At 73.4% G+C, this 25308-nt stretch carries 21 protein-coding genes, 1 pseudogene and 1 riboswitch; of the genes and pseudogenes, 12 read left to right on the forward strand and 10 right to left on the reverse strand.

Features of this window, described 5'->3' with window-relative positions; genetic code table 11:
• Nucleotides 1–93 precede the first annotated feature (93 nt).
• Nucleotides 94–1452, forward strand: a complete 1359-nt coding sequence (locus C2142_RS06335; RefSeq protein WP_148641475.1) for an NAD(P)/FAD-dependent oxidoreductase — start codon at nucleotides 94–96, stop codon at nucleotides 1450–1452.
• 72 nt (nucleotides 1453–1524) lie between these two features.
• Here the strand turns inward: C2142_RS06335 and C2142_RS06340 are convergent, their stop codons facing one another.
• Together C2142_RS06340 and C2142_RS06345 are read right to left on the reverse strand one after the other, a co-directional pair.
• A complete protein-coding gene (locus C2142_RS06340; RefSeq protein WP_241002412.1) occupies nucleotides 1525–2715 on the reverse strand; it encodes a GDSL-type esterase/lipase family protein in 1191 nt (396 codons plus the stop codon).
• A gap of 156 nt (nucleotides 2716–2871) precedes the next feature.
• A complete protein-coding gene (locus tag C2142_RS06345; protein ID WP_148641476.1) occupies nucleotides 2872–4209 on the reverse strand; it encodes an aminotransferase class I/II-fold pyridoxal phosphate-dependent enzyme in 1338 nt (445 codons plus the stop codon).
• Nucleotides 4210–4243: 34 nt separating this feature from the next.
• Here C2142_RS06345 and C2142_RS06350 point away from each other — a divergent pair, with 34 nt between their 5' ends.
• The 6 genes from C2142_RS06350 (at nucleotide 4244) to C2142_RS06375 (ending at nucleotide 9923) form a co-directional block, all read left to right on the forward strand.
• A complete protein-coding gene (locus C2142_RS06350; protein ID WP_148641477.1) occupies nucleotides 4244–4906 on the forward strand; it encodes a pyridoxamine 5'-phosphate oxidase family protein in 663 nt (220 codons plus the stop codon).
• A gap of 12 nt (nucleotides 4907–4918) precedes the next feature.
• Entirely contained in the window at nucleotides 4919–5542 is a 624-nt protein-coding gene (locus tag C2142_RS06355; protein ID WP_148641478.1) for an FMN-binding negative transcriptional regulator, read from the forward strand.
• A gap of 126 nt (nucleotides 5543–5668) precedes the next feature.
• A complete protein-coding gene (locus C2142_RS06360; protein ID WP_148641479.1) occupies nucleotides 5669–7081 on the forward strand; it encodes a sugar porter family MFS transporter in 1413 nt (470 codons plus the stop codon).
• Nucleotides 7082–7230: 149 nt separating this feature from the next.
• Nucleotides 7231–7932: a dienelactone hydrolase family protein gene (locus C2142_RS06365; protein ID WP_148641480.1), complete on the forward strand. Its 702-nt coding sequence runs from the start codon at nucleotides 7231–7233 to the stop codon at nucleotides 7930–7932.
• An 86-nt stretch (nucleotides 7933–8018) separates the two neighbouring features.
• Nucleotides 8019–9290, forward strand: coding sequence for an MFS transporter (locus C2142_RS06370; protein ID WP_148641481.1), 1272 nt, complete (start codon nucleotides 8019–8021; stop codon nucleotides 9288–9290).
• 72 nt (nucleotides 9291–9362) lie between these two features.
• Complete coding sequence (locus C2142_RS06375) at nucleotides 9363–9923, forward strand: HAD domain-containing protein (protein WP_241002413.1); 561 nt, start codon at nucleotides 9363–9365, stop codon at nucleotides 9921–9923.
• Here the strand turns inward: C2142_RS06375 and C2142_RS06380 are convergent.
• Both C2142_RS06380 and C2142_RS06385 read right to left on the reverse strand, forming a co-directional pair.
• Nucleotides 9901–10689, reverse strand: a complete 789-nt coding sequence (locus C2142_RS06380) for a CPBP family intramembrane glutamic endopeptidase (protein WP_148641482.1) — start codon at nucleotides 10687–10689, stop codon at nucleotides 9901–9903. The genes C2142_RS06375 and C2142_RS06380 overlap by 23 nt on opposite strands.
• A gap of 76 nt (nucleotides 10690–10765) precedes the next feature.
• On the reverse strand, nucleotides 10766–12268 hold the full coding sequence (locus tag C2142_RS06385; protein ID WP_148641483.1) for a glutamate--cysteine ligase: 1503 nt from the start codon (nucleotides 12266–12268) through the stop codon (nucleotides 10766–10768).
• A 368-nt stretch (nucleotides 12269–12636) separates the two neighbouring features.
• Between C2142_RS06385 and C2142_RS06390 the strand changes: the two genes are divergently transcribed.
• Nucleotides 12637–13209 carry a hypothetical protein gene (locus tag C2142_RS06390; protein ID WP_148641484.1) on the forward strand — a complete coding sequence of 191 codons (573 nt, stop codon included), beginning with the start codon at nucleotides 12637–12639 and terminating at the stop codon, nucleotides 13207–13209.
• A 462-nt stretch (nucleotides 13210–13671) separates the two neighbouring features.
• Complete coding sequence (locus C2142_RS06395) at nucleotides 13672–13863, forward strand: DUF5999 family protein (RefSeq protein WP_148641485.1); 192 nt, start codon at nucleotides 13672–13674, stop codon at nucleotides 13861–13863.
• Between the two features lie 147 nt (nucleotides 13864–14010).
• Here C2142_RS06395 and gcvP read toward each other — a convergent pair whose 3' ends face one another.
• Nucleotides 14011–16911, reverse strand: coding sequence for an aminomethyl-transferring glycine dehydrogenase (gcvP, locus tag C2142_RS06400; RefSeq protein ID WP_148641486.1), 2901 nt, complete (start codon nucleotides 16909–16911; stop codon nucleotides 14011–14013).
• Nucleotides 16912–17152: 241 nt separating this feature from the next.
• A riboswitch (glycine riboswitch) is annotated at nucleotides 17153–17256 on the reverse strand.
• A 223-nt stretch (nucleotides 17257–17479) separates the two neighbouring features.
• On the opposite strand from gcvP, the pseudogene C2142_RS39440 reads away from it, so the two are divergent.
• The 3 genes and pseudogenes from C2142_RS39440 to C2142_RS06410 form a co-directional block, all read left to right on the forward strand.
• Nucleotides 17480–17785, forward strand: a pseudogene (locus C2142_RS39440) (PRC-barrel domain-containing protein); the annotation flags it as partial.
• 6 nt (nucleotides 17786–17791) lie between these two features.
• Entirely contained in the window at nucleotides 17792–18877 is a 1086-nt protein-coding gene (locus C2142_RS41935) for a YsnF/AvaK domain-containing protein (protein ID WP_346766430.1), read from the forward strand.
• A 144-nt stretch (nucleotides 18878–19021) separates the two neighbouring features.
• Nucleotides 19022–20512 carry an MFS transporter gene (locus C2142_RS06410; protein WP_148641487.1) on the forward strand — a complete coding sequence of 497 codons (1491 nt, stop codon included), beginning with the start codon at nucleotides 19022–19024 and terminating at the stop codon, nucleotides 20510–20512.
• Between the two features lie 143 nt (nucleotides 20513–20655).
• Here the strand turns inward: C2142_RS06410 and C2142_RS06415 are convergent, their stop codons facing one another.
• The 5 genes from C2142_RS06415 to C2142_RS06435 all read right to left on the reverse strand — a co-directional run bounded on the left by C2142_RS06415 (nucleotide 20656) and on the right by C2142_RS06435 (nucleotide 25186).
• Entirely contained in the window at nucleotides 20656–22065 is a 1410-nt protein-coding gene (locus tag C2142_RS06415; RefSeq protein ID WP_148641488.1) for a DNA polymerase IV, read from the reverse strand.
• A gap of 90 nt (nucleotides 22066–22155) precedes the next feature.
• Nucleotides 22156–22884: an ElyC/SanA/YdcF family protein gene (locus C2142_RS06420; protein WP_148641489.1), complete on the reverse strand. Its 729-nt coding sequence runs from the start codon at nucleotides 22882–22884 to the stop codon at nucleotides 22156–22158.
• Nucleotides 22885–22993: 109 nt separating this feature from the next.
• On the reverse strand, nucleotides 22994–23653 hold the full coding sequence (locus C2142_RS06425; RefSeq protein ID WP_148641490.1) for a MerR family transcriptional regulator: 660 nt from the start codon (nucleotides 23651–23653) through the stop codon (nucleotides 22994–22996).
• A 289-nt stretch (nucleotides 23654–23942) separates the two neighbouring features.
• Nucleotides 23943–24419: a bifunctional nuclease family protein gene (locus tag C2142_RS06430; RefSeq protein WP_148641491.1), complete on the reverse strand. Its 477-nt coding sequence runs from the start codon at nucleotides 24417–24419 to the stop codon at nucleotides 23943–23945.
• 74 nt (nucleotides 24420–24493) lie between these two features.
• Nucleotides 24494–25186, reverse strand: a complete 693-nt coding sequence (locus tag C2142_RS06435) for a MerR family transcriptional regulator (protein ID WP_148642227.1) — start codon at nucleotides 25184–25186, stop codon at nucleotides 24494–24496.
• Nucleotides 25187–25308 lie beyond the last annotated feature (122 nt).

The following is a 25308-nucleotide window of genomic DNA, read 5'->3' on the forward strand; positions in this document are numbered from 1 at the left end:
CCCCGGTGGCACCCCGCACCGCACCGTGCCAGTGTGGCGGGCAGTAGTGGCCTCGGACCCCGCGCGGTACGACCTGCACTGTGAGGATGAGCGATGGAACGATCTCGGATCCTGATCGTGGGCGGTGGCTTCGCCGGACTGGAGTGCGCTCGCCGCCTCGAACGCAAGCTCTCGCCCTCGGAGGCGGAGATCTCGCTGGTCACGCCGTTCAGCTACCAGCTCTACCTGCCGCTGCTGCCGCACGTGGCGGCCGGCGTCCTCACCCCTCAGTCGGTCGCGGTCTCGCTGCGCCGGTCGCTGCGCCGCACCCACATCGTCCCGGGCGGCGCGATCGGCGTCGACCCGCGCTCCAAGGTCTGCGTGGTCCGCAAGATCACCGACGAGGTGGTCGCGCAGAAGTACGACCACCTGGTGCTCGCCCCCGGAAGCGTGACCCGCACCTTCGACATCCCGGGCCTCACCGACTACGCCCGCGGTATGAAGACGCTCGCCGAGGCGACCTACGTCCGTGACCACGTGATCGCCCAACTCGACCTCGCCTCGGCCACCCTGGACCAGAAGGAGCGCGAGTCCCGGCTCCAGTTCGTGGTGGTCGGCGGCGGCTACGCGGGCACCGAGACGGCGGCCTGCCTCCAGCGCCTGACCACCGCGGCGGCCCAGCGCTACCCGCGGCTGGACGCCCGGCAGATCAAGTGGCACCTGATCGACATCGCCCCGAAGCTGATGCCCGAGCTGGGCGACGCCCTCGGCACCGCCGCCCTGGAGGTGCTGCGCGGCCGCGGCATCGAGGTCTCGCTCGGCGTCTCGGTGGCCGAAGTCGGCGCCGAGTCCGTCAAGTTCACCGACGGCCGGGTGCTCCCCTGCCGCACGCTGATCTGGACGGCGGGGGTCGCGGCCAGCCCGCTGATCGGCACCCTGGACGCGGAGACCGTCCGCGGCCGGATCGCGGTGACCGCCGAGATGCGGGTGCCGCAGTTCGAGGGGGTCTTCGCGCTCGGCGACGCGGCCGCGGTGCCGGACCTCGCCAAGGGCGACGGCGCGGTCTGCCCGCCGACCGCCCAGCACTCGGCCCGCCAGGGCCGGGCGGTGGCGAACAACGTGATCGCGGCGCTGCGCAAACAGCCGCTGGAGCCGTACTACCACAAGGACTTGGGCCTGGTGGTGGACCTCGGCGGCAAGGACGCGGTGTCCAAGCCGGTCGGTGTCGAGCTGCGCGGCGTCCCCGCCCAGCTGGTGGCCCGCGGCTACCACCTGATGGCGATGCGCACCAACGTGGCCAAGTTCCGGGTCGGCGCCAACTGGCTGCTCAACGCCACCGCCGGCGACGACTTCGTCCGCACCGGATTCCTGGCCCGCCAGCCCGCCCGGCTGCGCGACTTCGAGTACACCGACGCCTATCTGACGAAGGATCAGGTGCGGGCGCACGCCCAGGCCCTGCTCGCCAAGGGCTGACCCGGACCGACGGAGCCGCCGCCCCCTGCCCCCGACGACCGGGGACAGGGGGCGGCGCCCTTTCCGCGCGGGCTACTTCGCGGTCAGGTACATCCCGCCCGCGTCCTGCCCCGCCGTGTTGCGGCACGCGAAGTTGCCGCTCGGCCGTGCGTACAGCAGGGTCAGGCACTGCCCGAGGGCCTGCTGGCCGTAGTAGTTGGGGTGCATCGACTCCTGCACGGTGCCCTGCGAGGCGCTGAGCCCGGCGTCGACGAACCGCGCCCACTCGCTGGTGGTGGCGGAGGGGGCGGTGGTCGACGTCGCCTGCCGGGTCGCCTTGGAGCAGACCTCACGGCCCTGGAGCATGTCGCCGAGGTCGAGGAACTGCACGCCCTTCGAGGCCGCGACGCCCGCCAGCGCGCGGGAGATCTGCGGCACCAGCGAGTCCCGCGCCCAGTCGGCGTCCCCGTTCCAGAACGGGCAACCGCCGGTGTCGGAGCGGCTCCAGCCGCTCTCCGGGTAGCGCATCTCCGCACTGCGCGGGATCGGCGAGGGGTAGGACTGCAGCACGATCCGGTAGTCCCCTGCCGTGTAGCCGGCGCCGGACATCACGGCGCGGATCTCGTCCAGCGCCTTGCCGACGCCGGCCATCGCGGCGGGCATCCGGGAGTCGATCGCGGCCTGCTGGTCGTCGTTGCAGTAGGAGTACCAGACCAGGTAGTCGGAGACGCAGGTCGTGATCACGTCGGCGAAGCCGAGGTCGTTGCCGCCGATCGAGAGCGTGATCAGCTTGACGTTGTACTGGCTCGCGACGGCCGCGAGCTGGTCGGCCTGCGGGGCCTCGCCCTTGAACGACTGGCCGCCGCTGGCGGCGCGGTAGACGTTGGCGGCGACGGCTCCGGAGCAGGCCAGGTTGAGCTGGGTCTGCGCGACGGTCGGGGCGCTGCGGACCTCGGCGACGTCCGAGCGGTCGCACCCGCTCGCGTAGGTCGCGCCGTACACCCGGGCCGGATCGTACGCGCTGCCGGTCCAAGCCCGGTCGGTACCGGCCCGACTGCCGCTGGTGACAACGGAGTTGCCCTTCCATCGGCCGGCCTCGCCGGAGATGTAGCTGTCGCCCATGCTGACGCTGGCCGTCGCACCGGAGGGCGTGGCGGCCCGGGCGGGGGCGGCGGCGAACGCGACCAGACCGGCCGCGCTCAGCGGAAGGGTGAGGACTGCGGCGAGCAGTCGCCTCGTGAAGCGGGTGGTTCTGCGAGTGATGCTCGAACACTTTTCGGGCACGGCGGAACTCCTGCGGTCGGTCTCGCCCGCTGTGTGGGGGCGGGGAGACGCGTAGGTGAGGGTAGGCCGCCGGCCGGTGGCGATGAGAACATGACATGCCCGCGCTTGTTACCGCTAGGTATCTGCACCAGGTTTCTCGCTGTGTTACCGGTCGGTTCAGATCAGTCGCGAGACGTCACCGCCCGTTCCCAGTACGGCCGCCAGATCGTCGGCCAGCCGCCGCGCGTCGGCGGGATCCAGCTCCGCCACGGTGACCCGCAGGCCGGGCGGGGAGTCCACGCGGAACCGCGCGCCGGGCGCCGCGACCCAGCCGCGCTGCACCAGCGCGCCCAGCACGGTGGTCTCGTCCGGGACCGGCACCCAGACGTTGAGCCCGCTGGCGCCGTGGGCCTCGATGCCGCGCACGGCCAGCTCGCCGATCAGCGCGTCCCGCCGCGCCCGGTAGGCGGCGGCCACCCGCGCGACCGGCGCGGCGTCGGTGCGCCACAGCTCGGCGACGGTGCACTGCAACAGGTGGCTGACCCAGCCGGCGCCCAGCCGCTGGCGCCCCAGTACCCGCCCGATGGTCTCCGCGTCCCCGACCGCGTAGGAGAGCCGGAGGTCCGGCCCGTACGCCTTGGCCGCCGAACGGACCACCGCCCAGTGCTCCGACCCGGCGCCGGCCAGCGGGTGGTACGGCTGGTCGACGATGCCGTGGCCGTGGTCGTCCTCGATCAGCAGCACGCCCGGGTGCTCGGCCAGCACCGCGCGCAGCGCCTGCGCCCGCCCGGCGGTGAGCGCGGCTCCGGTCGGGTTCTGCGCCCGGCAGGTGACGACGACCGCGCGGGCGCCGCCCTCCAGTGCCCGGGCGAGTGCGTCGGGCAGCGGGCCCTCGTCGTCCAGCCGGACGGACGCGGCGCGCAGGCCGAGCGCCGGCAGCAGGTCCAGCAGGCTCCCCCAGCCCGGGTCCTCGACGGCGACGCTGTCGCCGGGGCGCAGCCGGGTGACGAGGATCCGTTCGATGGTGTCGAGCGAGCCGGAGGCGATGGCGACCGGACCGGAGGGCAGGCCGTCGGCGCGGAATCCCTCGGCGGCGAGGGCGAGCAGCCCGGGGTCGGCGGCGGGGTGGCCGTAGCGGACCGGGTCCCGGCGGGCGGCCTCGGCCGCGGCGACGAGGGCCGGGGTCAGGTCGGGCAGCTGTGCCGGGTCGGGGTTCCCGTTGGACAGGTCGCGGGCGTGCGGCGGGACGGGCATCCGGATCTGGTCGCGCGGGGTGGTCGCGGGCCGCGGGCGGATCCGGCTGCCCTTGCGGCCGGCGGTCTCGATCACGCCCCGGTCGCGGAGCAGCCGGTAGGCGGCGGCGACGGTGTTGGGGTTGACGCCGAGCTCGCCGGCCAGGTCGCGCAGCGGGGGCAGCGCGGTACCCGGCGCGAGCCGTCCGGAGCTGACGCCCTGCTCGACGTCGGCCGCGATTTCGCTGGCGCGCCGCCCCTTGATCGGATAGTCTCCTAGCACAAAAGAGATTATGCACTAGTACATAGAGGTTGTCATGTCAGGCAGCGCCGCGTCCTACTCCCGCACCCCGCGCACCACCCCGACCCGCTACAAGGAGCGTGCGACCTGGGAGCAGGACGCCATCCACGCCATTCTGGACGCCGGCTACCTCTGCCACCTCGGCTTCCTGGCCGACGGCGCCCCGGTCGTGCTGCCGACCATCTACGCCCGGGTGGGCGACCGCCTCTACATCCACGGCTCCACCGGCAGCCGGCCGATGCGCGGTGCCAAGGGCGACGAGGGCCTGCCGGTCTGTGTCACCGTCACCCTGGTCGACGGCCTGGTGCTGACCAAGTCCGCCTTCAACCACTCGATCAACTTCCGTTCGGTGGTCGCCCACGGCACCGCCCACCAGGTGACCGACCCCGAGGAGCTGTCGGTCGCGCTGGACGCGCTGGTCGACCAGACCGTCCCCGGCCGCTCCGCAGAGGTCCGCCCGGCCAACGCCAAGGAGCTGGCCGCCACCGCCGTCATCCGCCTCGTCCTGGACGAGGTCTCCGCCAAGACCCGGGCCGACGACGCCGACGACGACGAGGAGGACCTCGGCCTCCCGCACTGGGCCGGCGTGGTGCCGGTGACCACGGTGTACGGCACGCCCGTGCCGCACGCCTCCACCACCGTTCCGCTCCCCGCGCACCTGCGCGACTTCACCGGCTGACCGGGCCCGCCGATGCTGATCAGGTCCTGGGACAGGGGTGACGAGGCCGAATGGCGGGCCTGGCTCGCCGAGGGGCGCGACTTCGGCCTGCTCGCCGCCAACGGCCGCGACGGCGAGGGCCCGGTGCTGGTCCCCACGCACTTCCTGCTCGACGCGGAGGCCGGCGAGATCCTGCTCCACCTCGCCGCGCCCAACCCGCTGCTCGCCGCCGTCCGCGCCGACCCCGCGGTGACCCTCGCGGTGACCGACGACTACGCCTTCGCCCCCGGCCACTGGCGCGGCGAGCCGGGAACGCCGACCAGCTACTACGCCTCGGTGCACTTCGTCTGCACGGCCGAGGTCGTCGAGGACGCGGCCGGGAAGGCGCGGATCCTCAACCGCCAGCTGGCGCACTTCCAGCCGGAGACGCCGGACACCCGGGTCACCCCCGGTGACGGCCCGTTCGGCCGGCTCCTGCCGGGCCTGCGCGGGCTGCGGCTGACCGTCCGAGAGGTGCGGGCCAAGTTCAAGTACGACGACAAGAAGCCCGCCCACGAGCAGTACGCCCTCGCGGACCGGCTCGCCGCGCGCGGGCACGGCCGGGACGCGGGCGTCCGCGCCCAGCTGCTCCGCCGCAACGCCCGCCGTACGGGGTGACGGCACTGACGTGACGTCACCCGTCCGGACCCGTTTTCGGGCGGGACGGCGCAACCCCTGATCGAATGTGGGACGAATCCTGCCCATTCGGCCGTGCCGGCGGGCCCGTCCACTCGGGGAGCGCGTGTGTCCACCACCCACACCCATCCGGCGTCCGGCGAGGCGCACCTCGGGCACGTCGTCTTCATCTCCGCCGCGGCCGCGATGGGCGGCTTCCTGTTCGGCTACGACAGCGCGGTGATCAACGGCGCGGTGACCGGCATCCAGAAGCACTTCGGGGTCGGAAACGGCGAGACGGCCTTCGTGGTGGCCATCGCGCTGCTCGGCTCGGCGGCCGGCGCGGTGGCCGCCGGCCGTCTCGCCGACCACCTCGGCCGGGTCCGCACCATGCTGCTGGCCGCCGTGCTGTTCGCGATCAGCGGCGTCGGCTCGATGTTCCCGCCGAGCATCCAGGTGCTCGCCACCTGGCGGGTGGTCGGCGGCGTGGCGATCGGCATCGCCTCGGTCATCGCGCCCACCTACATCGCCGAGGTGGCGCCCACCGCCTACCGCGGTCGGCTGGCCTCCTTCCAGCAGATGGCGATCGTGCTCGGCATCACCGTCTCCCAGCTCGCCAACTGGGCGCTCAACCAGGCCGCCGGCGGGGAGTCCACCGGCCACCTCGGCGGCGTCCAGGCCTGGCAGTGGATGCTCGGCGTGGAGGCGGTCCCGGCCCTGGTCTACGGGCTGATGGCGCTGGCCATCCCGGAGTCCCCGCGCTACCTGATCGCCGACCACCGCGAGGCGCAGGCCCGCAAGGTCCTGCTGGAGGTGGAGGGCGAGGGCGTGGACCTCGACTCCCGGGTCGCCGAGATCCGCGCCGTGCTGGAGTCCGCGCACAAACCCCGGGGCAAGGACCTGCTGGGCGGCCGGTTCGGGCTGCTGCCGATCGTCTGGGTCGGCATCGGCGCCTCGGTGTTCCAGCAGTTCGTCGGCATCAACGTGATCTTCTACTACTCCTCGTTCCTCTGGCAGTCGGTCGGCATCAACGAGGCCAACTCGCTGCTGATCAGCCTCTCCACCTCGATCGTCAACGTGATCGGCACGGTGGTCGCGATGGCGCTGGTCGACCGGATCGGCCGCAAGCCGCTCGCGCTGGCCGGGTCGGCCGGCATGGCGCTCTCCCTGGGCACCGCGGCCTGGGCCTTCTCCTACCGGCAGGGCACCGGCGACACCGCCACGCTGGACGACACCCACGCCACCGTCGCGCTGGTCGCCGCGCACGTGTTCGTGTTCTGCTTCGCCTTCTCCTGGGGCGTGGTGGTCTGGGTCCTGCTCGGCGAGATGTTCCCCAACCGGATCCGGGCGCTCGCCCTGTCCGTCGCCGCCTCGGCCCAGTGGCTCGCCAACTGGGCGATCACGGTCAGCTTCCCCGACCTCGCCGACTGGAACCTGTCGGCGACGTACGTGATCTACGCCTGCTTCGCACTGCTCTCCATCCCCTTCGTGGCCTTCTGCATCAAGGAGACCAAGGGCCGCGCGCTGGAGGAGATGGGCTGACCCACCGCCCGCGGCGCCGCCGCCGCCCCGCCACCACCCACGGCACCGCCGTCCGCGGCACCGCCGCCCACGCCACCCCTGTACGCGCCTCCGTCCGCAGCAGCACCGTCCACGCCGCCGTCCGCGGCCCGTCCCACCGAGAGGAAGCCATGCCTGAGCAGGGCGGCTCCCGGCAGAACGTCACCTTCCCGAGCAACGGCCACGAGGCCCACGGCTACCTGGCCCGGCCACCGCAGGGCGTCGGCCCCGGCCTGGTGGTGGTCCAGGAGTGGTGGGGCCTCACCTCGCACGTCGCGGCGATGGCGGACCGCTTCGCCGCCGAGGGCTTCACCGTCCTCGCGCCGGACCTCTTCGGCGGCACGACCACCCACGACACCGCCGAGGCCGCCCGGCTCAAGCGCGAACTCCCGGTCGAGCGGGCCGTGGTGGACCTGCGCGGCGCGGTCGGCTACCTGCTCGGGCTGGACGGCGTGGTCGGCGACGCGGTCGGGGTGGCCGGTTTCTGCATGGGCGGCGGCTTCGCCCTGCTGCTGGCCGCCGCCGAGGGTGACCGGGTGGCGGCGGCGGTCCCGTTCTACGGGCTGCCGCCCGACCCGGACTTCGACTACCGGGGCCTGACCGCCCACGTCCTCGGCCACTACGCCGAGCACGACCGCTCGATCCCGATGGCCGCCGTCGACGAGGCGGCGATCCGGATCGGCGAGGCCACCGACGTCCGGCCCGAAATCCACTTCTACCCGGCCGGGCACGCCTTCATGAACGACGAGAACCTGCTCGGCACCTACGACGCGCTCCAGGCCCGGATCGCCTGGCGCCGCACGCTCAGCTTCCTCCGGGGGCACCTCGGGTAACCCGTCCGGCAGCGGCCCGCTCCGAAGGGCCGGTAAGACCCGAAAACCGGCTGGACAGCTGACAGTTCCCCGGTCATAGTCACCAGGTGCAGAGCCCTCCCCCACCCCGAGGCCGCTTCCCCTGGGCCGGCCGCAACTTCCGCATCCAGACCGCGGCCACCGTGATCAGCGGCCTCGGCAATGCCGGCGCCCCGATCGCCACCGCCTTCGCCGTCATGGAGAGCGGCGGCTCCACCGCCGAGGTCGGCTACGTCACCGCCGCCCGGCTGGTCCCGGTGGTCCTGCTGCTGATGGTCGGCGGTGCGCTCGCCGACCGCCTGCCGCGCCACCACGTCATGGTCGCCGCCAACCTGTTCAGCGCCGTCTCGCAGGCCGTGCTGGCCGCGCTGGTGCTGGCCGGGAACGTCCGGCTCTGGCAGCTGATGCTGCTCTCCGCCGCGGGCGGCGCCGGCCACGCCTTCTACGCCCCCGCCTCCGAGGGCATGATCATGCAGAGCGTGGCCGCCGAGCACGCCGGCCGGGCCTTCTCGGTCTTCCGGTTGGCGCTCAACTCCGCCCAGATCGGCGGCATGGCACTCGGCGGCGCGCTCACCGCCGCCGTCGGCCCCGGCTGGGTGCTCGCCCTGGACGCCGGCTGCTTCCTGCTCGCCGCCTCGCTGCGGTTCCTCCTGGAGGCCGAGGCGGCCGCGCCCGCCGAACCGGGCGGCGGCATGCTGCGCGACCTGCGCGAAGGCTGGCAGGAGTTCGCCTCCCGCCGCTGGCTCTGGGTGATCGTGCTGCAGTTCGCCGTGCTGATGGCCTGCATCACCGCCGTGGACGCGGTGTACGGGCCGATCGTCGCCGAGCAGCGGCTCGGCGGGGCCCGCGACTGGGGCCTGGCGCTGGCCGCACACGGCGTCGGCCTGGTGGTGACCGGCCTGGTGATGGTCCGCTGGCAGCCGCGGCGGATCCTGCTGATCGGCAACTGGGGCGTCTTCCTCTTCAGCCTGCCGGCCCTGGCGCTCGCCCTGACCGCGCCGCTGCCGGCCCTGGTGGCGGCGATGTTCCTCTCCGGCGCCGGGGTCACCGTCTTCGGCGTCAACTGGATGATCGCGCTCCAGCAGGAGATACCCGCCGAGGCGTTCTCCCGCGTCTCGGCGTACGACCACCTCGGCTCGCTCTCGCTGTCCCCGGTCGGCACCGCACTGGCCGGCCCGGCCGCGGACACGCTCGGCCTGTCCGGCGCGCTCCGGGCGTGCACGGCGCTCTGCCTGGTGCTGAGCGCCGTCGTCCTGCTCGACCCGCAGGTCCGCCGCCTCTCCCGGCACACCGTCGGCCGGCCGGCCGACGCACCTTCGGAACCCGCCTCCGCGCACTGACGCACCCGGTGCGCCCCCGCGTACACCCTCCGGTCCGCAACCACCGGTGGGCGCCGCTCGTCCGACCAGGTGATGACAGAGTCACACCTGGGGGCGCCGATGCCGAAGCCGTTGCTGTTCCTGGATGTCGACGGCGTGCTCAACCCGGTCTGCCCCGGGCCGGACGGCGACTTCGACGCGCACACCCTGCTCGGCCACACCGTGCTGCTGTCCGCCCGGCACGGCAGCTGGCTGCGCGAACTGGCCGAGGCGTACGAGCTGGTCTGGGCCACCACCTGGGAGGAGCACGCCAACACCCACGTCGCCCCGGCGATCGGCCTGCCCGAGCTGCCGGTGGTCCGCTTCACCGGCTACCTCCCGCAGCCCGGCGACCCGCGGGTGCCGCTGATGGAGCTGTTCTCCGCCCGCAAGTGGGCGCCGCTGCTGCGCTACGCCGCCGGCCGCCCGTTCGCCTGGATCGACGACGTCATCCCCGGCCGGCTGGTGCGCAACGCGTTCTGGCGCCGCGACCGCGTCCTGCTCCGGATCGACCCCGGCGAGGGCCTGGAGCGCCGGCACGTCGACCGGTTGCTCGCCCGCCCGCCGCGCGCCCCGGCCTTCCGGTCACCGTTCAGCCGGTCGGCAGCCAGCTGACGTGCCCGGCCAGCAGCGCGTACCCGACGAACGCCACCGTGTCGATCAACGCGTGCGCCACCACCAGCGGCATCACCCGCCCCCACCGCCGGTACAGCAGGCAGAACACCGCGCCCATCACCATGTTGCCGACCAGCCCGCCGACCCCCTGGTACAGGTGGTACGAGCCCCGCAGCACCGAGCTGGCCACCACCGCGGCCGGCCACGACCAGCCCAGCTGCCCGAGCCGGCGCAGCAGGTAGCCGAGGACGACGACCTCCTCCAGGATCGCGTTCTGCCAGGCCGAGGCGACCAGCACCGGGATCCGCCACCAGACGTCCGGCAGCCCGGACGGCGCCACCGTCAGGTTGTAGCCGGCCGCCTGCGAGCCGAGGTAGAGCGCCAGCCCGGAGCCGCCGATCGCGGCCGCGACGGCGGCGCCGCGGCCGAGGTCGCGCAGCTTCTGCCCGAGGTCGAAGCCGAGCACCCGCAGCGAGACGCCCTCGCGCACCAGCAGGTAGCCGACCAGGACGACCGGCATCAGCCCGCGGCCGATGTAGTAGAGCTGCCAGGCGAGGTCCAGCCAGGGGCGGCCGGGGGCGCGCGAGGCGTTCAGGGTCGCGACCTGCTGGCCGAGCTTGAGCGTCTCGGTGAGCGAGCCGGTGAAGCTGATCAGCGCGCCGATGCCGCTGGCCCCGAGGGAGAGGCCGAGGACGGTCAGCAGCTCGACGCCGAGCAGCCGGCGCGTCGGCTTCGCGGTCTCCGGTTCGGTCGAGGCGGTGGTCACGGCGTGCTCCAGCGGTGCGGCGTCGCTCCGGCCGTCGGCCGACCACCGGAGCGGTCATCCTTCCACAGGAGGGGTGCTACCCGACCGGCCAGGTGTGGACGGGCTCGCCGCCGCGCATGTACTCGATGTAGCGCCGGGTCATCGCCGCGAGCGCGGCCGGCCGGTCCATCCCGAACTGCTCGCGCAGCCGGTGGAACGTGGCGCTCTGCCAGGAGGCGCCGTTGACCCGGCGCAGGCAGCGCTGCTCGATGATGCCGAGGTAGCGGTCCCGGTCGGCGGGCTCCACGCCCCACTCGTCCAGCCCCTGCTGGGCCATCGGGAGCAGTTCGTTCAGGATCAGGTCGACGGCGGGGACGGTGGTCATGCCGCCGCGCCCGGCCCGGCCGTGCCGCGGCCACTGGAAGACCGCGTCGATGCCGTACCGGGCGGCCTGCCGGAAGTTCTCGTCGGCCCGCTCGAACGGCAGCCTGGTCCAGATCGGCCGGGGCTGCTCGGCCAGCACCCGCACCAGGCCGTAGTAGAAGGCCGCGTTGGCCAGCGTGTCGGCCACGGTCGGCCCGGCCGGCAGCGCCCGGTTCTCCACCCGCAGGTGCGGCACGCCGCCGCTGACGTCGTAGACCGGCCGGTTCCACCGGTAGATGGTGCCGTTGTGCAGCCGCATCTCGGCGAGCCGCGGCACGCCGCCGGAGCTCAGCACCTTGCCCGGGTCCTCGTCGTCGCAGATCGGCAGCAGCGCGGGGAAGTACCGCAGGTTCTCCTCGAACAGGTCGTACGCCGAGTCCACCCAGCGCTCGCCGAACCAGGTGATCGGGCGCACGCCCTGCGCCTTGAGCTCCGCCGAACGGGTGTCGCAGGCCTGCTGGAAGAGCACCGGCCTGGTCTCCCGCCAGAGCTCCCGCCCGAACAGGAACGGCGAGTTGGCGCCCAGCGCGAGCTGCGGGCCGCAGATCGCCTGGGCGGCGTTCCAGACGGAGGAGAACCGCTCGGGGGTGACCTGAAGGTGCAGCTGCAACGAGGTCGCCGCGGCCTCGGCGACCATGGTGATCGACTCCAGCTGGAGATGCTCGACGCCCTCGATGTCCAGCGTGATGTCCTCGCCGCGCGCGGCCAGGATCTGGTCGCTGAGCAGGCTGTACCGCTGGTTGAGGGACATCGCGTCCAGCCCGGTGTGGTCGTGCTCCAGGGTCGGCAGGATGCCCACCATGACGATCCGCGCGCCGGCCTCGGCCGCCCGCCGGTCGGCGTAGCGCAGTCCGGTGTCGATCTCCTCGCGCAGCTCCTCGAACACGTGACCGCAGAGCCGGTGCGGGGTGATGTTGACCTCGATGTTGAACTGGCCCAGCTCGGTCTGGAAGTCGCTGGAGCCGATGGCGCTGAGCACCTCCGCGTTGCGCATCACCGGCAGGCCCTGCTCGTCGGCCAGGTTGAGCTCGATCTCCAGGCCCATCACCGCCCGGGGCCGGTCGAAGCGGTCCTCGCGCAGCATCCGTCCGAGCGCGTCGAGACAGGACTGGAGCTTGCGGCGGTAGAGCTGCCGGTCCGACAGGTCAGCCCGCGTCGCCACGACCTTCTCGCCCATGGGTCCCCTCCTCCTGAGCCGCCCGGCCGAGCGACCGTGCATGCATCATGCCCACCTCGAAGATCGATACCCGATTGCTTCGAACGGCTTGCAATGCAAGGAAACTGACGGCCTTTCAGCACATCCGCCGACTTGCCCGGCGCCACCGCCTGTGATAAACAGGTCACCCTGTGCACCTGTTCGATAGAATTCGCACTGCGCCCAGGCCGGCCCGCTGCTGCTCCGAAAACCTCGTCGACGGCAGCGGCCGTACCAGCACCGCGATCATGCACAACCGGACACGGCCAGGTCCCGTCACCGACGAAACACCGCGCCATGCCGGTATGCCGCACTCGCACGCCGATCTCGCACGGAGAGGCGACCCCGCCATGACTCTGCAGACCCCCCAGCCCCCGCCCAGTGCCCTGCGCGCGGTCCTCGCCGCGCTCGACTCGGAGGACGCGCTGCGCCAACCCGCCGCCGCAGCGCTGCGTCATCCGGCCGGACCGCTGCTCCCCGCGCACCCGCTCGCGGTCCACGTCCTGGACGGGCCGCGCCCGGAGCTCACCGCCGCCCGGCGGACGGGCTGGCGCTTCCTGATCAAGGACGGCAGCGAGGTCGCCGCCGCGGCCGAGGTGGTGCAGGGGGCCGAGGGCCACACCTTCTCCCACTTCACCGCCGGGCCCTACCTGGACTCCACCGTCCGGGCGCTGCGTCAGGCCTGGCAGCTCGCCCAGACCTCGCGGGCCCGCCGGCAGCCCCGGCTGCTGACCTTCCCGGGCCAGTACGCGACGGCGCTGTGGCTGCACGGGCCGGACGCCGACCCGGCATCGGACCTGCTGATCCCGCTGGCGCCGGCCCCGCTCGGGGTCACCGCGCACCGCGCCTACCCCGCGGCCGACCTGCTGCCGGTGCTGGCCCGGGCGCCGCTGGCCCGGCCCCTGCTGCTCGGCTCCTCCTGAGCACCCCCGGCCCGGACGCTCCCCGATCTGAGCACTCCCCGGCCCGAGCGCTCCCCGGCGGGCTCCCCCGCCGGTCGTCTCCCGGTCGCCCCCCGGTCACCGGGTCGCCCCGGCCGGCCGCCGTCGCACGCTCCGCTTCGCCCGCCCCACCCGGACGGGCCATCAGGCATGGCCCCATCGGGCCAGCCACCTGATGGCCCGTCCGGGCGCTTTTTCCGGCCGATGCCACCCGAACGGGTGATCTCTGCCCCCAGGCTGTGGCGCATGTCACCAAATCGCTGCGCGATCGTCCCGGGATGCCGACACTGGGAACCAGCGTGGAAGGACCACCTGTCCTACCCACTTGAGCGCCGGTCCACACCTGCCCGGCGCCGGACAGGATCCGACTACCGCGGCGGCTCCCGACGCCATCCGAACGGCGCCGCACCACGGGGAGGATCGCAGAGCGAAGCGAGGGTACGTATGTGCCAGCACCGTCCTGAGTGCCCGTCGGCCGAGTCCGAGGACCGCGAGGCGGCCGTACCGGTGGCCTGCCACCCGGAGCAGGGTTGGAGCCTGCTCTGCAACGGCGTCCTGCTCTTCGAGGACACCGGCGAACTGCTGCCCGACGGCCGGGTGATCGCACCGCGCCGCCCCGTCGCCCACGCGGCCTGACCCGCCGCCGGCGGGGGCAGCCGCCGACAGACGCAGAGGAACGGGCAGGGCCCCGGCGAGACACCTCCCAGCCGAAGGCTGGGGGAGTTCCGCCGGGGCCCTGCCACGTGTCGTCCTCCACGGACGCCGTCCGTGGGACGCCGTACGTCAGACGCCGTACTCGTCCAGCGGCGGGCAGGAGCAGACGAGGTTGCGGTCGCCGTACGCGCCGTCGATCCGGCTGACCGGCGGCCAGTACTTGTCCGCCGGGTTCACGCCCGCCGGGAAGACCGCCTCCTGCCGCGAGTAGCCGTGCGCCCAGTCGCCGGCCAGCGTGGCGGCGGTGTGCGGGGCGTTGCGCAGCGGGTTGTCCTCGGCCGCCCACTCGCCCGAGCCGACCTTGTCGATCTCGGCGCGGATCTCGATCATCGCGTCGCAGAACCGGTCGATCTCGTGCAGGTCCTCGGACTCGGTCGGCTCGATCATCAGCGTGCCGGCCACCGGGAAGGACATCGTCGGCGCGTGGAAGCCGTAGTCGATCAGGCGCTTGGCGATGTCGTCCACCGTCACGCCCGTCTCCTTGGTGAGCGGGCGCAGGTCGATGATGCACTCGTGCGCCACCAGGCCGCCGGGGCCGGTGTAGAGCACCGGGAAGTGCGGGGCCAGGCGCTTGGCGATGTAGTTGGCGTTCAGCACCGCGACCTGGGTGGCGCGCTTGAGGCCCTCGCCGCCCATCAGCCGGACGTACGCCCAGGAGATCGGCAGGATGGCCGCCGAGCCCCACGGCGCGGCCGAGATCGGGCCGACACCGGTGGCCGGGCCCGCCTCCGCCTGGAGCGGGTGGTTCGGCAGGTACGGCGCGAGGTGCGCGCGCACCGCGACCGGGCCGACGCCCGGGCCGCCGCCGCCGTGCGGGATGCAGAAGGTCTTGTGCAGGTTCAGGTGCGAGACGTCCGCCCCGAACTTGCCCGGCTTGGCGAGGCCGACCAGGGCGTTCAGGTTGGCGCCGTCCACGTAGACCTGGCCGCCGGCCTCGTGCACCGCCGCGCAGATGTCGGTGATCTCGGTCTCGTACACGCCGTGGGTGGACGGGTAGGTGACCATCAGCACGGCGAGCTGGTCGCGGTGCTGCTCGATCTTGGCCTTCAGGTCGTCCACGTCGACGTCGCCGTCGACCAGGGTCTTGACCACGACCACGCGCATGCCGGCCATCACGGCGGAGGCCGCGTTGGTGCCGTGCGCGGAGGACGGGATCAGGCAGACGTCACGCTGGGTGTCGCCGTTGGCGTGGTGGTAGGCGCGGACGGCCAGCAGGCCGGCCAGCTCGCCCTGGGAGCCCGCGTTCGGCTGGATCGAGACGGCGTCGTACCCGGTCACCTCGACCAGCTGCTGCTCCAGCTGGCGGATCAGGGTCAGGAAGCCCCGGGCCTGGTCGATCGGCGCGAACGGGTGCAGCTGGCCGAACTCGGGCCAGGTCACCGGCTCCATCTCGGTGGTCGCGTTGAGCTTCATCGTGCAGGAGCCCAGCGGGATCATGCCGCGGTCCAGCGCGTAGTCGCGGTCCGACAGGCGGCGCAGGTAGCGCAGCATGGCGGTCTCGGAGCGGTGGCTGTGGAAGACCGGGTGGGTCAGGTACTCGTCCTCGCGCAGCAGCGCGGCCGGCAGCGCGTCGGCGCCCTCGGCGACCTCCACGCCCTCGACGCCGAACGCGGCCCAGACGCCCGCCAGGTGCTCGCGGGTGGTGGTCTCGTCGGTGGAGACCGAGATCCGGTCCTCGCCGTCCTGGTGGACGTTGATGCCGTGGGCGCGCGCGGCCTCGGCGATCGCGGCGGCCCGGCCGGGTACGACGGCGGTGACGGTGTCGAAGAACTCGCCGTGCAGCAGCTCCACGCCGCCGGCCCGCAGGCCCTCGGCGAGGGCGGCGGCGTAGCGGTGGGTGCGGCGGGCGATGTCGGCCAGGCCGTCCGGGCCGTGGTACACGGCGTACATCGAGGCCATGACGGCGAGCAGCACCTGGGCAGTGCAGATGTTGCTGGTGGCCTTCTCGCGGCGGATGTGCTGCTCGCGGGTCTGCAGCGCCAGGCGGTAGGCGCGGTTGCCGTCGACGTCGACGGAGACGCCGACCAGGCGGCCGGGCAGCGAGCGGGCGTAGTCGGCACGCACCGACAGGTAGCCGGCGTGCGGGCCGCCGAAGCCCATCGGCACACCGAAGCGCTGCGAGGTGCCGCAGGCGATGTCGGCGCCGAGCGAGCCCGGGGACTTCAGCAGGGTCAGCGCCAGCAGGTCGGCGGCGACGGCGACGATCGCACCGAGGCCGTGGGCCTGCTCGATGACGGGGGTGAGGTCGCGGACCACACCGGTGGCACCCGGGTACTGGAGCAGCACGCCGAAGACGCCGCGCTCGGCGATCTCGGCGGGGATGCCCGCGGAGAGGTCGGCGACGACGACCTCGACACCGGTCGGCTCGGCACGGGTCTCGATCACCGCGATCGTCTGCGGGAGGGTCTCGGCGTCGACCAGGAAGACGCCGCCCTTGACCTTGGTGACGCGGCGGGCCAGCGCCATCGCCTCGGCGGCCGCGGTGCCCTCGTCCAGCAGCGAGGAGCCGGAGGTGGGCAGGCCGGTCAGGTCCGAGACCAGGGTCTGGAAGTTGAGCAGTGCCTCCAGGCGGCCCTGCGAGATCTCCGGCTGGTACGGCGTGTAGGCGGTGTACCAGGCCGGGTTCTCCAGGACGTTGCGCAGGATCACCGGCGGAGTGAAGGTGCCGTAGTAGCCCAGGCCGATCATCGGCTGGAGCACCTGGTTGCGGCCCGCCAGCTCGCGCAGTTCGGCGAGGACCTGGGCCTCGCTGCGGCCGCCGGGCAGGTCCAGGGCGGTGATGGAGCGGATCGCCTCGGGCACGGCGGTGGCGGCGAGCTCGTCCAGCGAGCCGTAGCCGACCTGCGCCAGCATCTTCTCCTGCGCCGCGGCGTCGGGGCCGATGTGGCGGTTCTCGAAGGGGCTGGCCAGCTCAAGCTCGGTGAGGGTCGAGGCGCCGGTGGGGCGTCCCGCGTTCGGCTGGGCGTTCATGGTGGTCGAGGCCTCCTGGTCACGGACCGGCGGGGGTACGCACGCCGTACGGCTTTCGCCGCTGCGGACAACAGCGGACGGGCCTGGGCGGGCGGACCCGACAGGCCTCCCCCTCTGTCATCGGGACCTGAGAGCTTCACCCGCGCGGCACGCGGTGGGCGCGCCGCCGGCTTGCACCGTCGGTGAGGGTGGTGGCCGCCGGCTCCCTCGCCCGCAGTCCTGCCCTGCTTTCCAGAGTGACCTATCCCACACGGTACGGATGCCTGAGAGATTCCGGGGAGGAGTTGCTCCTTCGGCGCCCCGACCAGTGGTTTTCACTGTCGGGGACTCTCCCGAGCGGGCTCGGCGGTCGCGCCCAGGGTACCAGCGGGAGGCCCTTCGATCACGGGTGCGTCAGGTCACTCCGGGACTTCACCCGTGCCCCGGACGGCGCAGCACCGGGCCCGTCCGGCCCCGCCCCGGTCGCGACTGTCCGGTTCATGGCTTTTTGTGTGAAGTGGCGGATGGGACGGGCGGGCCGGCCGCCGGCCTGCGGGAGTCCCGCAGGCGCAGCGCACTGGAGGAAAGAGTGCAGACCGATATCGACCCCCGGGACCTCATCGGCCACAAGGCGGTCGACCGCAACGGAGACAAGATCGGCACGGTCGACGAGGTGTACCTGGACGACGCCACCGGACAGCCCGAGTGGGCCGCCGTCCGGACCGGCATCTTCGGCCGGGACGCCTTCGTCCCCCTGACCACGAGCGAGTTCTCCGGCGACGAGCTGCGGGTGCCGTACGACAAGTCGCTGGTGAAGGAGTCGCCGGACTTCGGCGTGGGCCAGCACCTGTCACCGGCCCAGGAGCTCCAGCTCTACCGCTACTACGGGCTGGACACCCCGGTGGACGGGCGCCCGTCGGCGGGTGACGGCTCCGGCTCCGATCCGGCCGACCTGGACTTCGGCTCCGTCCCGCCAGCGGCGGCCCAGCCCGCGGCCCCGGCGGCGGGAACGGCGGCAGTGGCGGGCACGGCGGCCGCCGCGGCAGCAGCAACGGCCCCGGCGTCGAAGTCCGCGGACCAACCCGCCGCCGCGGGACCCGCGCCCGCGCCCGCGCCGACACCGGCTCCGGCTCCGGCTCCGGCTCCCAAGCCGCTCGCCTTCCGCTCGGCCGACAACTTCCACTCGGCCGACAGCGCGACCCCGTCCCCCCTCATCACCCCGGCGGCCGACCTCGGCAAACCGTCCGAACCCGCCACGGAGGCCAACGTGCGGACCCTCAGCACCACCGCGCCCGCCGCCCCCGCGGCGCCGGTCACCCCCGTGGCCGCACCGGCAACCACCGGCCCGGCCACCCCGGCCGCCTCCACCGCCACCCCGGCCGACTCCACCACCGCCACCCCGGCCGCCTCCACCGCCACCCCGGCCGACTCCACCGCCTCCGGCCCGGCCTCGTCCGCGCCCAGCGGCCCGGTGGAGATCACCTGCCGCGAGGAGCGGCTGGACATCACCACCGAGTGGCACGTCCTGGGCACCGCGAAGCTGCGCAAGTACGTGACCAGCGAGCCGGTGGAGCGCCGGGTCCCGGTGGTCCGCGAGCGCGTCCGGGTGGAGCGGATGCCGGTCGGCGAGGCGGAGCGGGCCTCGCTCAGCGACAAGGACATCGCGGAGGCGGTGGAGGAGGTCACCCTGCGCGAGGAGCGCCCGGTGGTCCGCAAGTACCTGGCCCCGATCGAGCGGGTGCGCCTGGTGGTCGAGCGGTACACCTCCGAGGAGGTGATCCGCGATGAGCTGCGCCGCGAGCACGTCGAGGTGCACGACAACACCGCCGCCGCCTCGACCCCGGGCCCCGCCTCCCCGTCCGCACACGCCCCCGCCCAGCCCACCTCCGCGCCGACCCCCGCGCCGGCCCCCACATCGGCCCCCGCATCGGCCTCCGCCGCGGCCGACGAACCGTCCCGCCCGGCCACGCTCAGGCCGCTCGCCTGACGACGCCTCACCGGGGACCCCGGGCCAGCCACGGCCCGGGGTCCTTCGACTTTGCCAAAGCTTCACCGATCGATATTTGACACAATGAAGTATCTCCCTGCATGGTTACTTCAGTTCATTCACTATGTACGGGAGGAAGCAACCGTGAGTGAGGCACCACAGCCCACCACCGCGGCCGAGAAGCAGAGCAGCGCCCGGGTCTTGCCGGCCCTCATCCTGGCGATGCTGTCGTTCAGCGTGGTGCAGACCGCGGTCGTCCCGATCCTGCCCTCGCTGGCCAAGGAGCTCAGCGTCTCCGGCTCCAGCATCACCTGGCTGATGACGGCCAACCTGCTCTCCGCCGCCGTGCTGACCCCCCTGCTGGGCCGTTTCGGTGACCTGCGCGGCCGCAAGCCGATGCTGCTGATCTCGCTGACCGGTCTGGTGGCCGGCTCCGCACTGGCGGTCAGCACCCACTCCTTCACCTGGCTGGTCATCGCCCGTGTCCTCCAGGGCGCCGGCGGTGGCGTGCTCCCGCTGGCGATCAGCATCGTCCGCGACGAGCTGCCGAAGCAGAAGGTGACCGGCGGCGTCGCCGCCATCAGCGCCTCGATGGGCGTCGGCAGCGGCCTCGGCCTGGTCGCCACCGGCCTGCTGCTGGAGCACTGGAGCTACAAGTCGATCTTCTGGATGGGCCTGGTCTTCGGCCTGATCGCGGTCGCCCTGGTCGCCCTGCGGGTGCCCAGCGACCCGGTCACCGACAAGGACGGCGGGGCCGACCCGCTCGGCGCCCTCACCCTGGCCGGCTGGCTCTCCGCCCTGCTCGTCGCGGTCAGCCAGGGCAACCACTGGGGCTGGACCTCGACCAAGACCCTCGGCCTCTTCGCCGTCGCCGCCGTGGTCGCCCTGGTCTGGGGCGTCATCGAGGTCAAGGTGAAGCACCCCCTGGTGGACATGAAGATGATGTCCCGCCCGGCCGTCGCCTTCACCAACCTGGCCGGCCTGCTGATCGGCTTCGGCATGTACGGCTCGTTCATGGTGATCAGCAACTTCGCCCAGACCCCGGAGAAGTTCGCGCACTACGGCTTCACCGCCACCGTGCTGCACGCCGGCATCATGCTGCTCCCGTCGGCCGTCGGCTCGATGGTCGCCGCCCCGCTGGGCGCCCTGCTGATCGCCCGCCGCGGCCCGCGCCTGCCGCTGGTCCTCGGTGGCGTCCTCGGCGCCGTCGCGATGGCCTACCTGGCCGTGCGCCACAGCCACGAGGCCGACATCTACACCGCCTCGGCGATCTTCGGTCTGGGCATCGGCCTCGCCTTCTCGGCGATGCCCGCCTACATCAACGGCGCCGTCCCGGTGGAGCAGAGCGGCATCGCCAACGGCATGAACGCCGTGCTGCGCACCGTCGGCGGCGCGATCGGCACCGCCGTGATGGCCGCGATCCTGACCGGCGACACCATGAAGCTGCCGATCCCGATCGCGCTGCCGACCCTGGACGCCTACCAGCACGCGTTCTGGACCGCCGCGGTGGTCTGCGCGATCGCCGGCGCCGTCCCCTTCCTGATCCGCACCGTCAAGCCGGCCACCACCGTCGCCGCCGGCAACGCGACGGCGGACCCGGCCTCCAGCCCCCAGCTGGCCAAGACCGACGCCTGACGAGGCGTCCACCCCCGCGCCCAGGGACAGGGCGCGGGGGACCGGTCCCCGAACGGTCGACGAGGGCATCGCGACCGCCCGAGGCCCGGCACTTCAAGCGGCCCCACCCGGTTTCCCCTGCCGGGCGGGGCCGCTTCGTACGTTCAGTCCCCGGTCTCGCCGCCCTCGCCCGGCCCGCCCCCGCTCCCCCGCAGCGGCAGCGGACGCGCGGGCTCCAGCGCGGGGTCGTCCACCGGGAAGGTCCGCACCCGTCCCGGCCCGCTCCACGGCGTCTCGAACCGCACCGTTACCCGCCCCACCCCGCTGCCCTGCACCCACCCCGGTCCGAACTCGCCGTGGTGCACGTCCTGCCCGGGCATCCAGTGCGGCGTCGAAGGCCCGGCCGGCTCCCCCGCCCCCACCCCCTCCGCCTCGGCGGCCACCGGCTCCTGCTCGCCGGACTCCGCCTCCTCCCGGACGGCCTGCGCGAACAGGTCCTCCTGGGTGTAGTCGGCCAGCTGCGCGACCCCCACGCCAAGCAGCCGCACGCCACCGGTGATGTCCACCTGCGAGGCCAGCCGCCGGGCCGTCTCGGTGATCACCGCCTCGTCGTCCGTCGGGCCGCGCAGCGTCTCCGAGCGGGTCAGCGTGGAGAAGTCGAACCGCCGCACCTTCAGCACCACCGTCCGCCCCGACCGGCCCGCCGCCCGCAACCGCCGCACGCACCGCGCCGCCAGGACGTCGACCTCGCGCAGCACCCGCTCCCGGTCGGCGAGGTCCACCTCGAAGGTGTCCTCCACCGACACCGACTTGGCGTCCTGGTCGGCCACCACCGGCCGGTCGTCCAGCCCTATGGACATCTGGTGGACGCCGGCGCCGTGCGCCCTCCCCAGCAGCTGCACCAGCTCCGCCTCCCCCGCCAGGGCGAGGTCGGCCACCGTGTTCAGACCCGCCCGGCGCAGCACCTGTTCGGTGGCCGGACCGATGCCGGGCAAGGCGCGCACCGGCATCGGCCCGAGCACCACGCGCTCCTGGCCGGGCTCGATCAGCACCAGCCCGTCCGGCTTGGCCTGCTCGGAGGCGATCTTGGCCATCAGCTTGGACCCGGCCGCCCCGACCGAGGCGGTCAGCCCGGTGCGCCGCTGGATGTCGGCCCGAAGGTCCTCCGCGAGGGCCAGCACCAGCCGCTCCCCCGTCCCGTGATCCGCCGCCGCCAGCGCGGGGCCGTACGGGCCGGCCTCCAGGTCCACGAACGCCTCGTCCAGGCTGAGCGGCTGGACCAGCGGCGACAGCTCCCGCAGCAGGCCCATCACCAGCTCGCTCACCTGCCGGTAGGCCTCGAAGCGCCCGGACAGGAACGCCGCGTTCGGGCAGAGCCGGCGCGCCTGCGCCATCGGCATCGCCGAGTGCACGCCGAACCTCCGCGCCTCGTAGGAGGCCGTGGAGACCACCCCACGCCCGCCCAGGCCGCCGACGATCACCGGCTTCCCGCGCAGGCTCGGCTTGGACGCCTGCTCCACCGCGGCGAAGAAGGCGTCCATGTCGAGGTGGATGATGCTCGGCAGTGACCGCACCTGCCGATCATGCCGCACGGGTACGACAGTCCGGCCGAACCAGGCCGCCGCCCCGGTACCGCACCGCCCCCGGTGCCTCGCCGCCCCGCGCTACCGCTGCTGCGCCGCCCCCGCGTCGGCGAGCGCCCGCGGGATGCCCTCCTCCTTGGGCCCGAGGAACAGCGGGTCCGGCCGCAGCCAGGCGTTCAGCGCCGCCTTGCCCGCCCCCGGGATCTCCCGCAGCCCTCCGTACAGCCAGGTCTCGTCGTGCGCCTCCGTCACCCCGACCGCGTACGAGTCGATGCCGGCCGCCTGACAGAGCGCCAGCGCCCGCCGGACGTGGAAGTCCTGGCTGACCAGCACCGCCCGGTCCACCCCGAAGATCCGGTGCGCCCGGGTGCACGAGTCCCAGGTGTCGAAGCCCGCGTAGTCGCCCACCACCCGCACCTGCGGCACCCCGTGCTCGATCAGGTACTGCCGCATCGCGTCGGTCTCGTCGTAGCTGTCCCGCCCGTTGTCGCCGGTGACCAGGATCGCCTGGACCTTCTGCCCCCGGTACAGGTCGAGGGCCGCGTCCAGCCGGTGCGCCAGGTACGGCGACGGCTTGCCCTGGTCCAGGCCCGCGCCGAACACCACCGCCACCGGTGCCTGCGGCGCGCTCGCCACCGTGCCGACCCGGTCCCCCGTCGAGGTCCACAGCCAGGCGCTCGGCGCCAGCGCGAGCACGGCGCCCGCGGTGACGAGCTGGAAGATCCGGCGCTGGGTGCGCCGCCGCCCCAGCCGGACGCCGAGCCGCTGTACCCGCCGCAGCAGGCCGGGTATTCCGGTCCCGAACCGCACGTGCTCCCCCTTGGGTCTCTCCACCAGGCCTGATCGGTCCACCACGCACGACGAGGCCGCGGGCCCGGACGGTTCCCCGTCCGGGCCCGCGGCCTCGTCAGTACGCCGGTCAGACCGCCCGGTTGCGGCGCTGTGCCAGCTCGTCGCCCGGGTCGTGGCCGACCACCGTCTCGCCGGTGTCGGTACGCTCGGCGTGCAGCCGCCCGAGGGTCAGCTCCAGCTCCTGCCAGACCGCGCCGACCGCGATGCCGAAGACCCCCTGACCACCCTTCAGCAGGTCCACCACCTGCTGCGGCGTGGTGCACTCGTACACCGTGGCGCCGTCGCACATCAGGGTCAGCCCGGCCGGGTCGGTGACCTCGGGGGACTGCAGATGGGCGACCGCCACCCGGATGTTCTGCAGCGAGACGCCCGCGTCCAGCAGCCGCTTCACGATCTTCAGCAGCAGGATGTCGCGGAAGCTGTACAACCGGTGACTGCTCGCCGGGTAGACCGTGCGGACGCTGGGTTCCAGCAGCCCCGTCCTGGCCCAGTAGTCCAGCTGGCGGTACGTGATCCCGGCCGCGGCGCAGGCCGTCGGCCCGCGGTAGCCGATCAGCTCCGAGGTGGGCGTCAGCCGCTCGATGGCGGGCTGACCGGGCTGTACGGCCGGGAACCGGCCCACCCGGGGCAGCTCCGTCCGCGGCAGGTCGGTCACGCTGCGGGCGGTGCGCGGCACGTGCACGGCGCACAGGCCTCCAGCGGCCGCTTCATCGCCGGTGCCGGTCATGCCTACCTCCGTCCACTCGTCCTGCGGGCAACCCAAGACTGCGGGTGACGGGCACCCGGGCAGCCACTCCTGACGGTAGGCAGTCCCCTATGACCCGTCAACGATCGCCACGCCGGGCCGGACAAACCACGTCACTCGGGAGAGTGGTTTTTCGTGCCCCTAGTGTGGGTAGGTAGACGCTTTTTGGCAAAATGGCCAAACTCGCACGGCCGACGCCGTTCACGGCATCCCGCACGACGTCCCCCGCTGACGCACCCCTCCCGCGGCCGGCCACTGCGGCGCAGGCCGGCTACTGCGGCGCGCCGCCGCCGAAGTCCTCGGGCGAGACCTGGTCGAGGAACTCGCGGAACTTCTCGACCTCGTCCTCCTGCTCGTCCGGGATCGCGATGCCCGCCTCGGCGAGCACCTCCTCGCTGCCGTAGATCGGCGTACCGGTGCGCAGCGCCAGCGCTATCGCGTCGGACGGCCGCGCGCTCACCTCGACCCCGCCCGCGAAGACCAGCTCGGCGTAGAAGACGCCCTCCCGCAGATCGGTGATCCGGACCTCGGTGAGCTGCTGGCCGAGCGCCTCCAGGACGTCCTTGAAGAGGTCGTGCGTCAGCGGGCGCACCGGCGTCATGCCCTGCTGGGCGAAGGCGATCGCGGTCGCCTCGCCGGGGCCGATCCAGATCGGCAGGTAGCGGTCGCCCCCGACCTCCCGGAGCAGCACGATCGGCTGGTTGGAAGGCATCTCCACCCGGACACCCACGACGTCGAGCTCATTCACACAGGCAACCCTATGGCCCTTGACCCGGATATGAAAGCGCAGGGCCGACCGCGCTGGTCAGCGGGGTCGGCCGGTCAGGTACGGGTCCGCAGGCCGGCCTGGACCATCGCCGCGTGCAGCCGGACGGAAAGCGTCGCGAGCTCCCGCGCGGTGGCCTCGGCGTGCGCCCTGGTCTGCGGGTTCCGGTGCCGGCGCAGCGGCGCCACCACCTGCTCGACGAGCGCGATCTCGCGGTCGGCGGCCGCCTTCATGGCCCGCAGGTGACGCGGCTCCAGCCCGTAGCGGCCCAGCTCCGCGACCAGCCTGGCGACCTGCAGCGCCTCGCCGTCGTAGCCGCCGTCCGGCCCCGCCGCGACCAGCCCGTACGACTCCCACTCGGCCAGTTCCGGCTCTCCGGCCTCGGCGGCGGCCAGCAGCTCGGCCCGGCCCAGCCGGACCCCGGCCGAGGTCTCGGCACCGGCCACCAGCTCGCGGTCCGCCTCCTCCAGCGGCCCGGGCCGGGCCTCGGCGGCGGGCAGCGCGGGCGGGCTCTCGCCGCGCTCGATGGCGTCCAGGTGCTCGCGGATCACCCGCAGCGGCAGGTAGTGGTCGCGCTGCATCCGCAGCACGTAGGCCAGCCGCTCGACGTCGGCCGGGCTGAACTTGCGGTACCCCGAGGGCGTGCGCTGCGGTTCGACGAGGCCTTCCGCCTCCAGGAACCTGATCTTCGAGATGGTGACCTCGGGGAAGTCGTCCCGCAGGAAGGCCAGCACCGCGCCGATGCTCAGCAGCTCGTCGCCGCCGCGCCGTCGGCCGCCCCCGGCCGGCCTGTCCGGACGGACCGGCTGCCTGGGGGCCGCGACCACCCCCCGCGCGCCCTGGTCCGCCTGCGGACCGAACGACACGGGGG

The sequence above is a fragment of the Streptomyces sp. CB01881 genome, from assembly GCF_002953255.1.
Lineage (GTDB): Bacteria > Actinomycetota > Actinomycetes > Streptomycetales > Streptomycetaceae > Kitasatospora.

What these genes read in the sequence shown, in the direction of transcription:
- gcvP (WP_148641486.1), bottom strand. Translation starts at nt 16,911, where the DNA reads ATGAACGCCCAGCCGAACGCGGGACGCCCCACCGGCGCCTCGACCCTC.
- C2142_RS06350 (WP_148641477.1), top strand. Translation starts at nt 4,244, where the DNA reads ATGTCAGGCAGCGCCGCGTCCTACTCCCGCACCCCGCGCACCACCCCG.
- C2142_RS06390 (WP_148641484.1), top strand. Translation starts at nt 12,637, where the DNA reads ATGACTCTGCAGACCCCCCAGCCCCCGCCCAGTGCCCTGCGCGCGGTC.
- C2142_RS06355 (WP_148641478.1), top strand. Translation starts at nt 4,919, where the DNA reads ATGCTGATCAGGTCCTGGGACAGGGGTGACGAGGCCGAATGGCGGGCC.
- C2142_RS06335 (WP_148641475.1), top strand. Translation starts at nt 94, where the DNA reads ATGGAACGATCTCGGATCCTGATCGTGGGCGGTGGCTTCGCCGGACTG.
- C2142_RS06425 (WP_148641490.1), bottom strand. Translation starts at nt 23,653, where the DNA reads ATGACCGGCACCGGCGATGAAGCGGCCGCTGGAGGCCTGTGCGCCGTG.
- C2142_RS06365 (WP_148641480.1), top strand. Translation starts at nt 7,231, where the DNA reads ATGCCTGAGCAGGGCGGCTCCCGGCAGAACGTCACCTTCCCGAGCAAC.
- C2142_RS06395 (WP_148641485.1), top strand. Translation starts at nt 13,672, where the DNA reads ATGTGCCAGCACCGTCCTGAGTGCCCGTCGGCCGAGTCCGAGGACCGC.
- C2142_RS06375 (WP_241002413.1), top strand. Translation starts at nt 9,363, where the DNA reads ATGACAGAGTCACACCTGGGGGCGCCGATGCCGAAGCCGTTGCTGTTC.
- C2142_RS06385 (WP_148641483.1), bottom strand. Translation starts at nt 12,268, where the DNA reads ATGGGCGAGAAGGTCGTGGCGACGCGGGCTGACCTGTCGGACCGGCAG.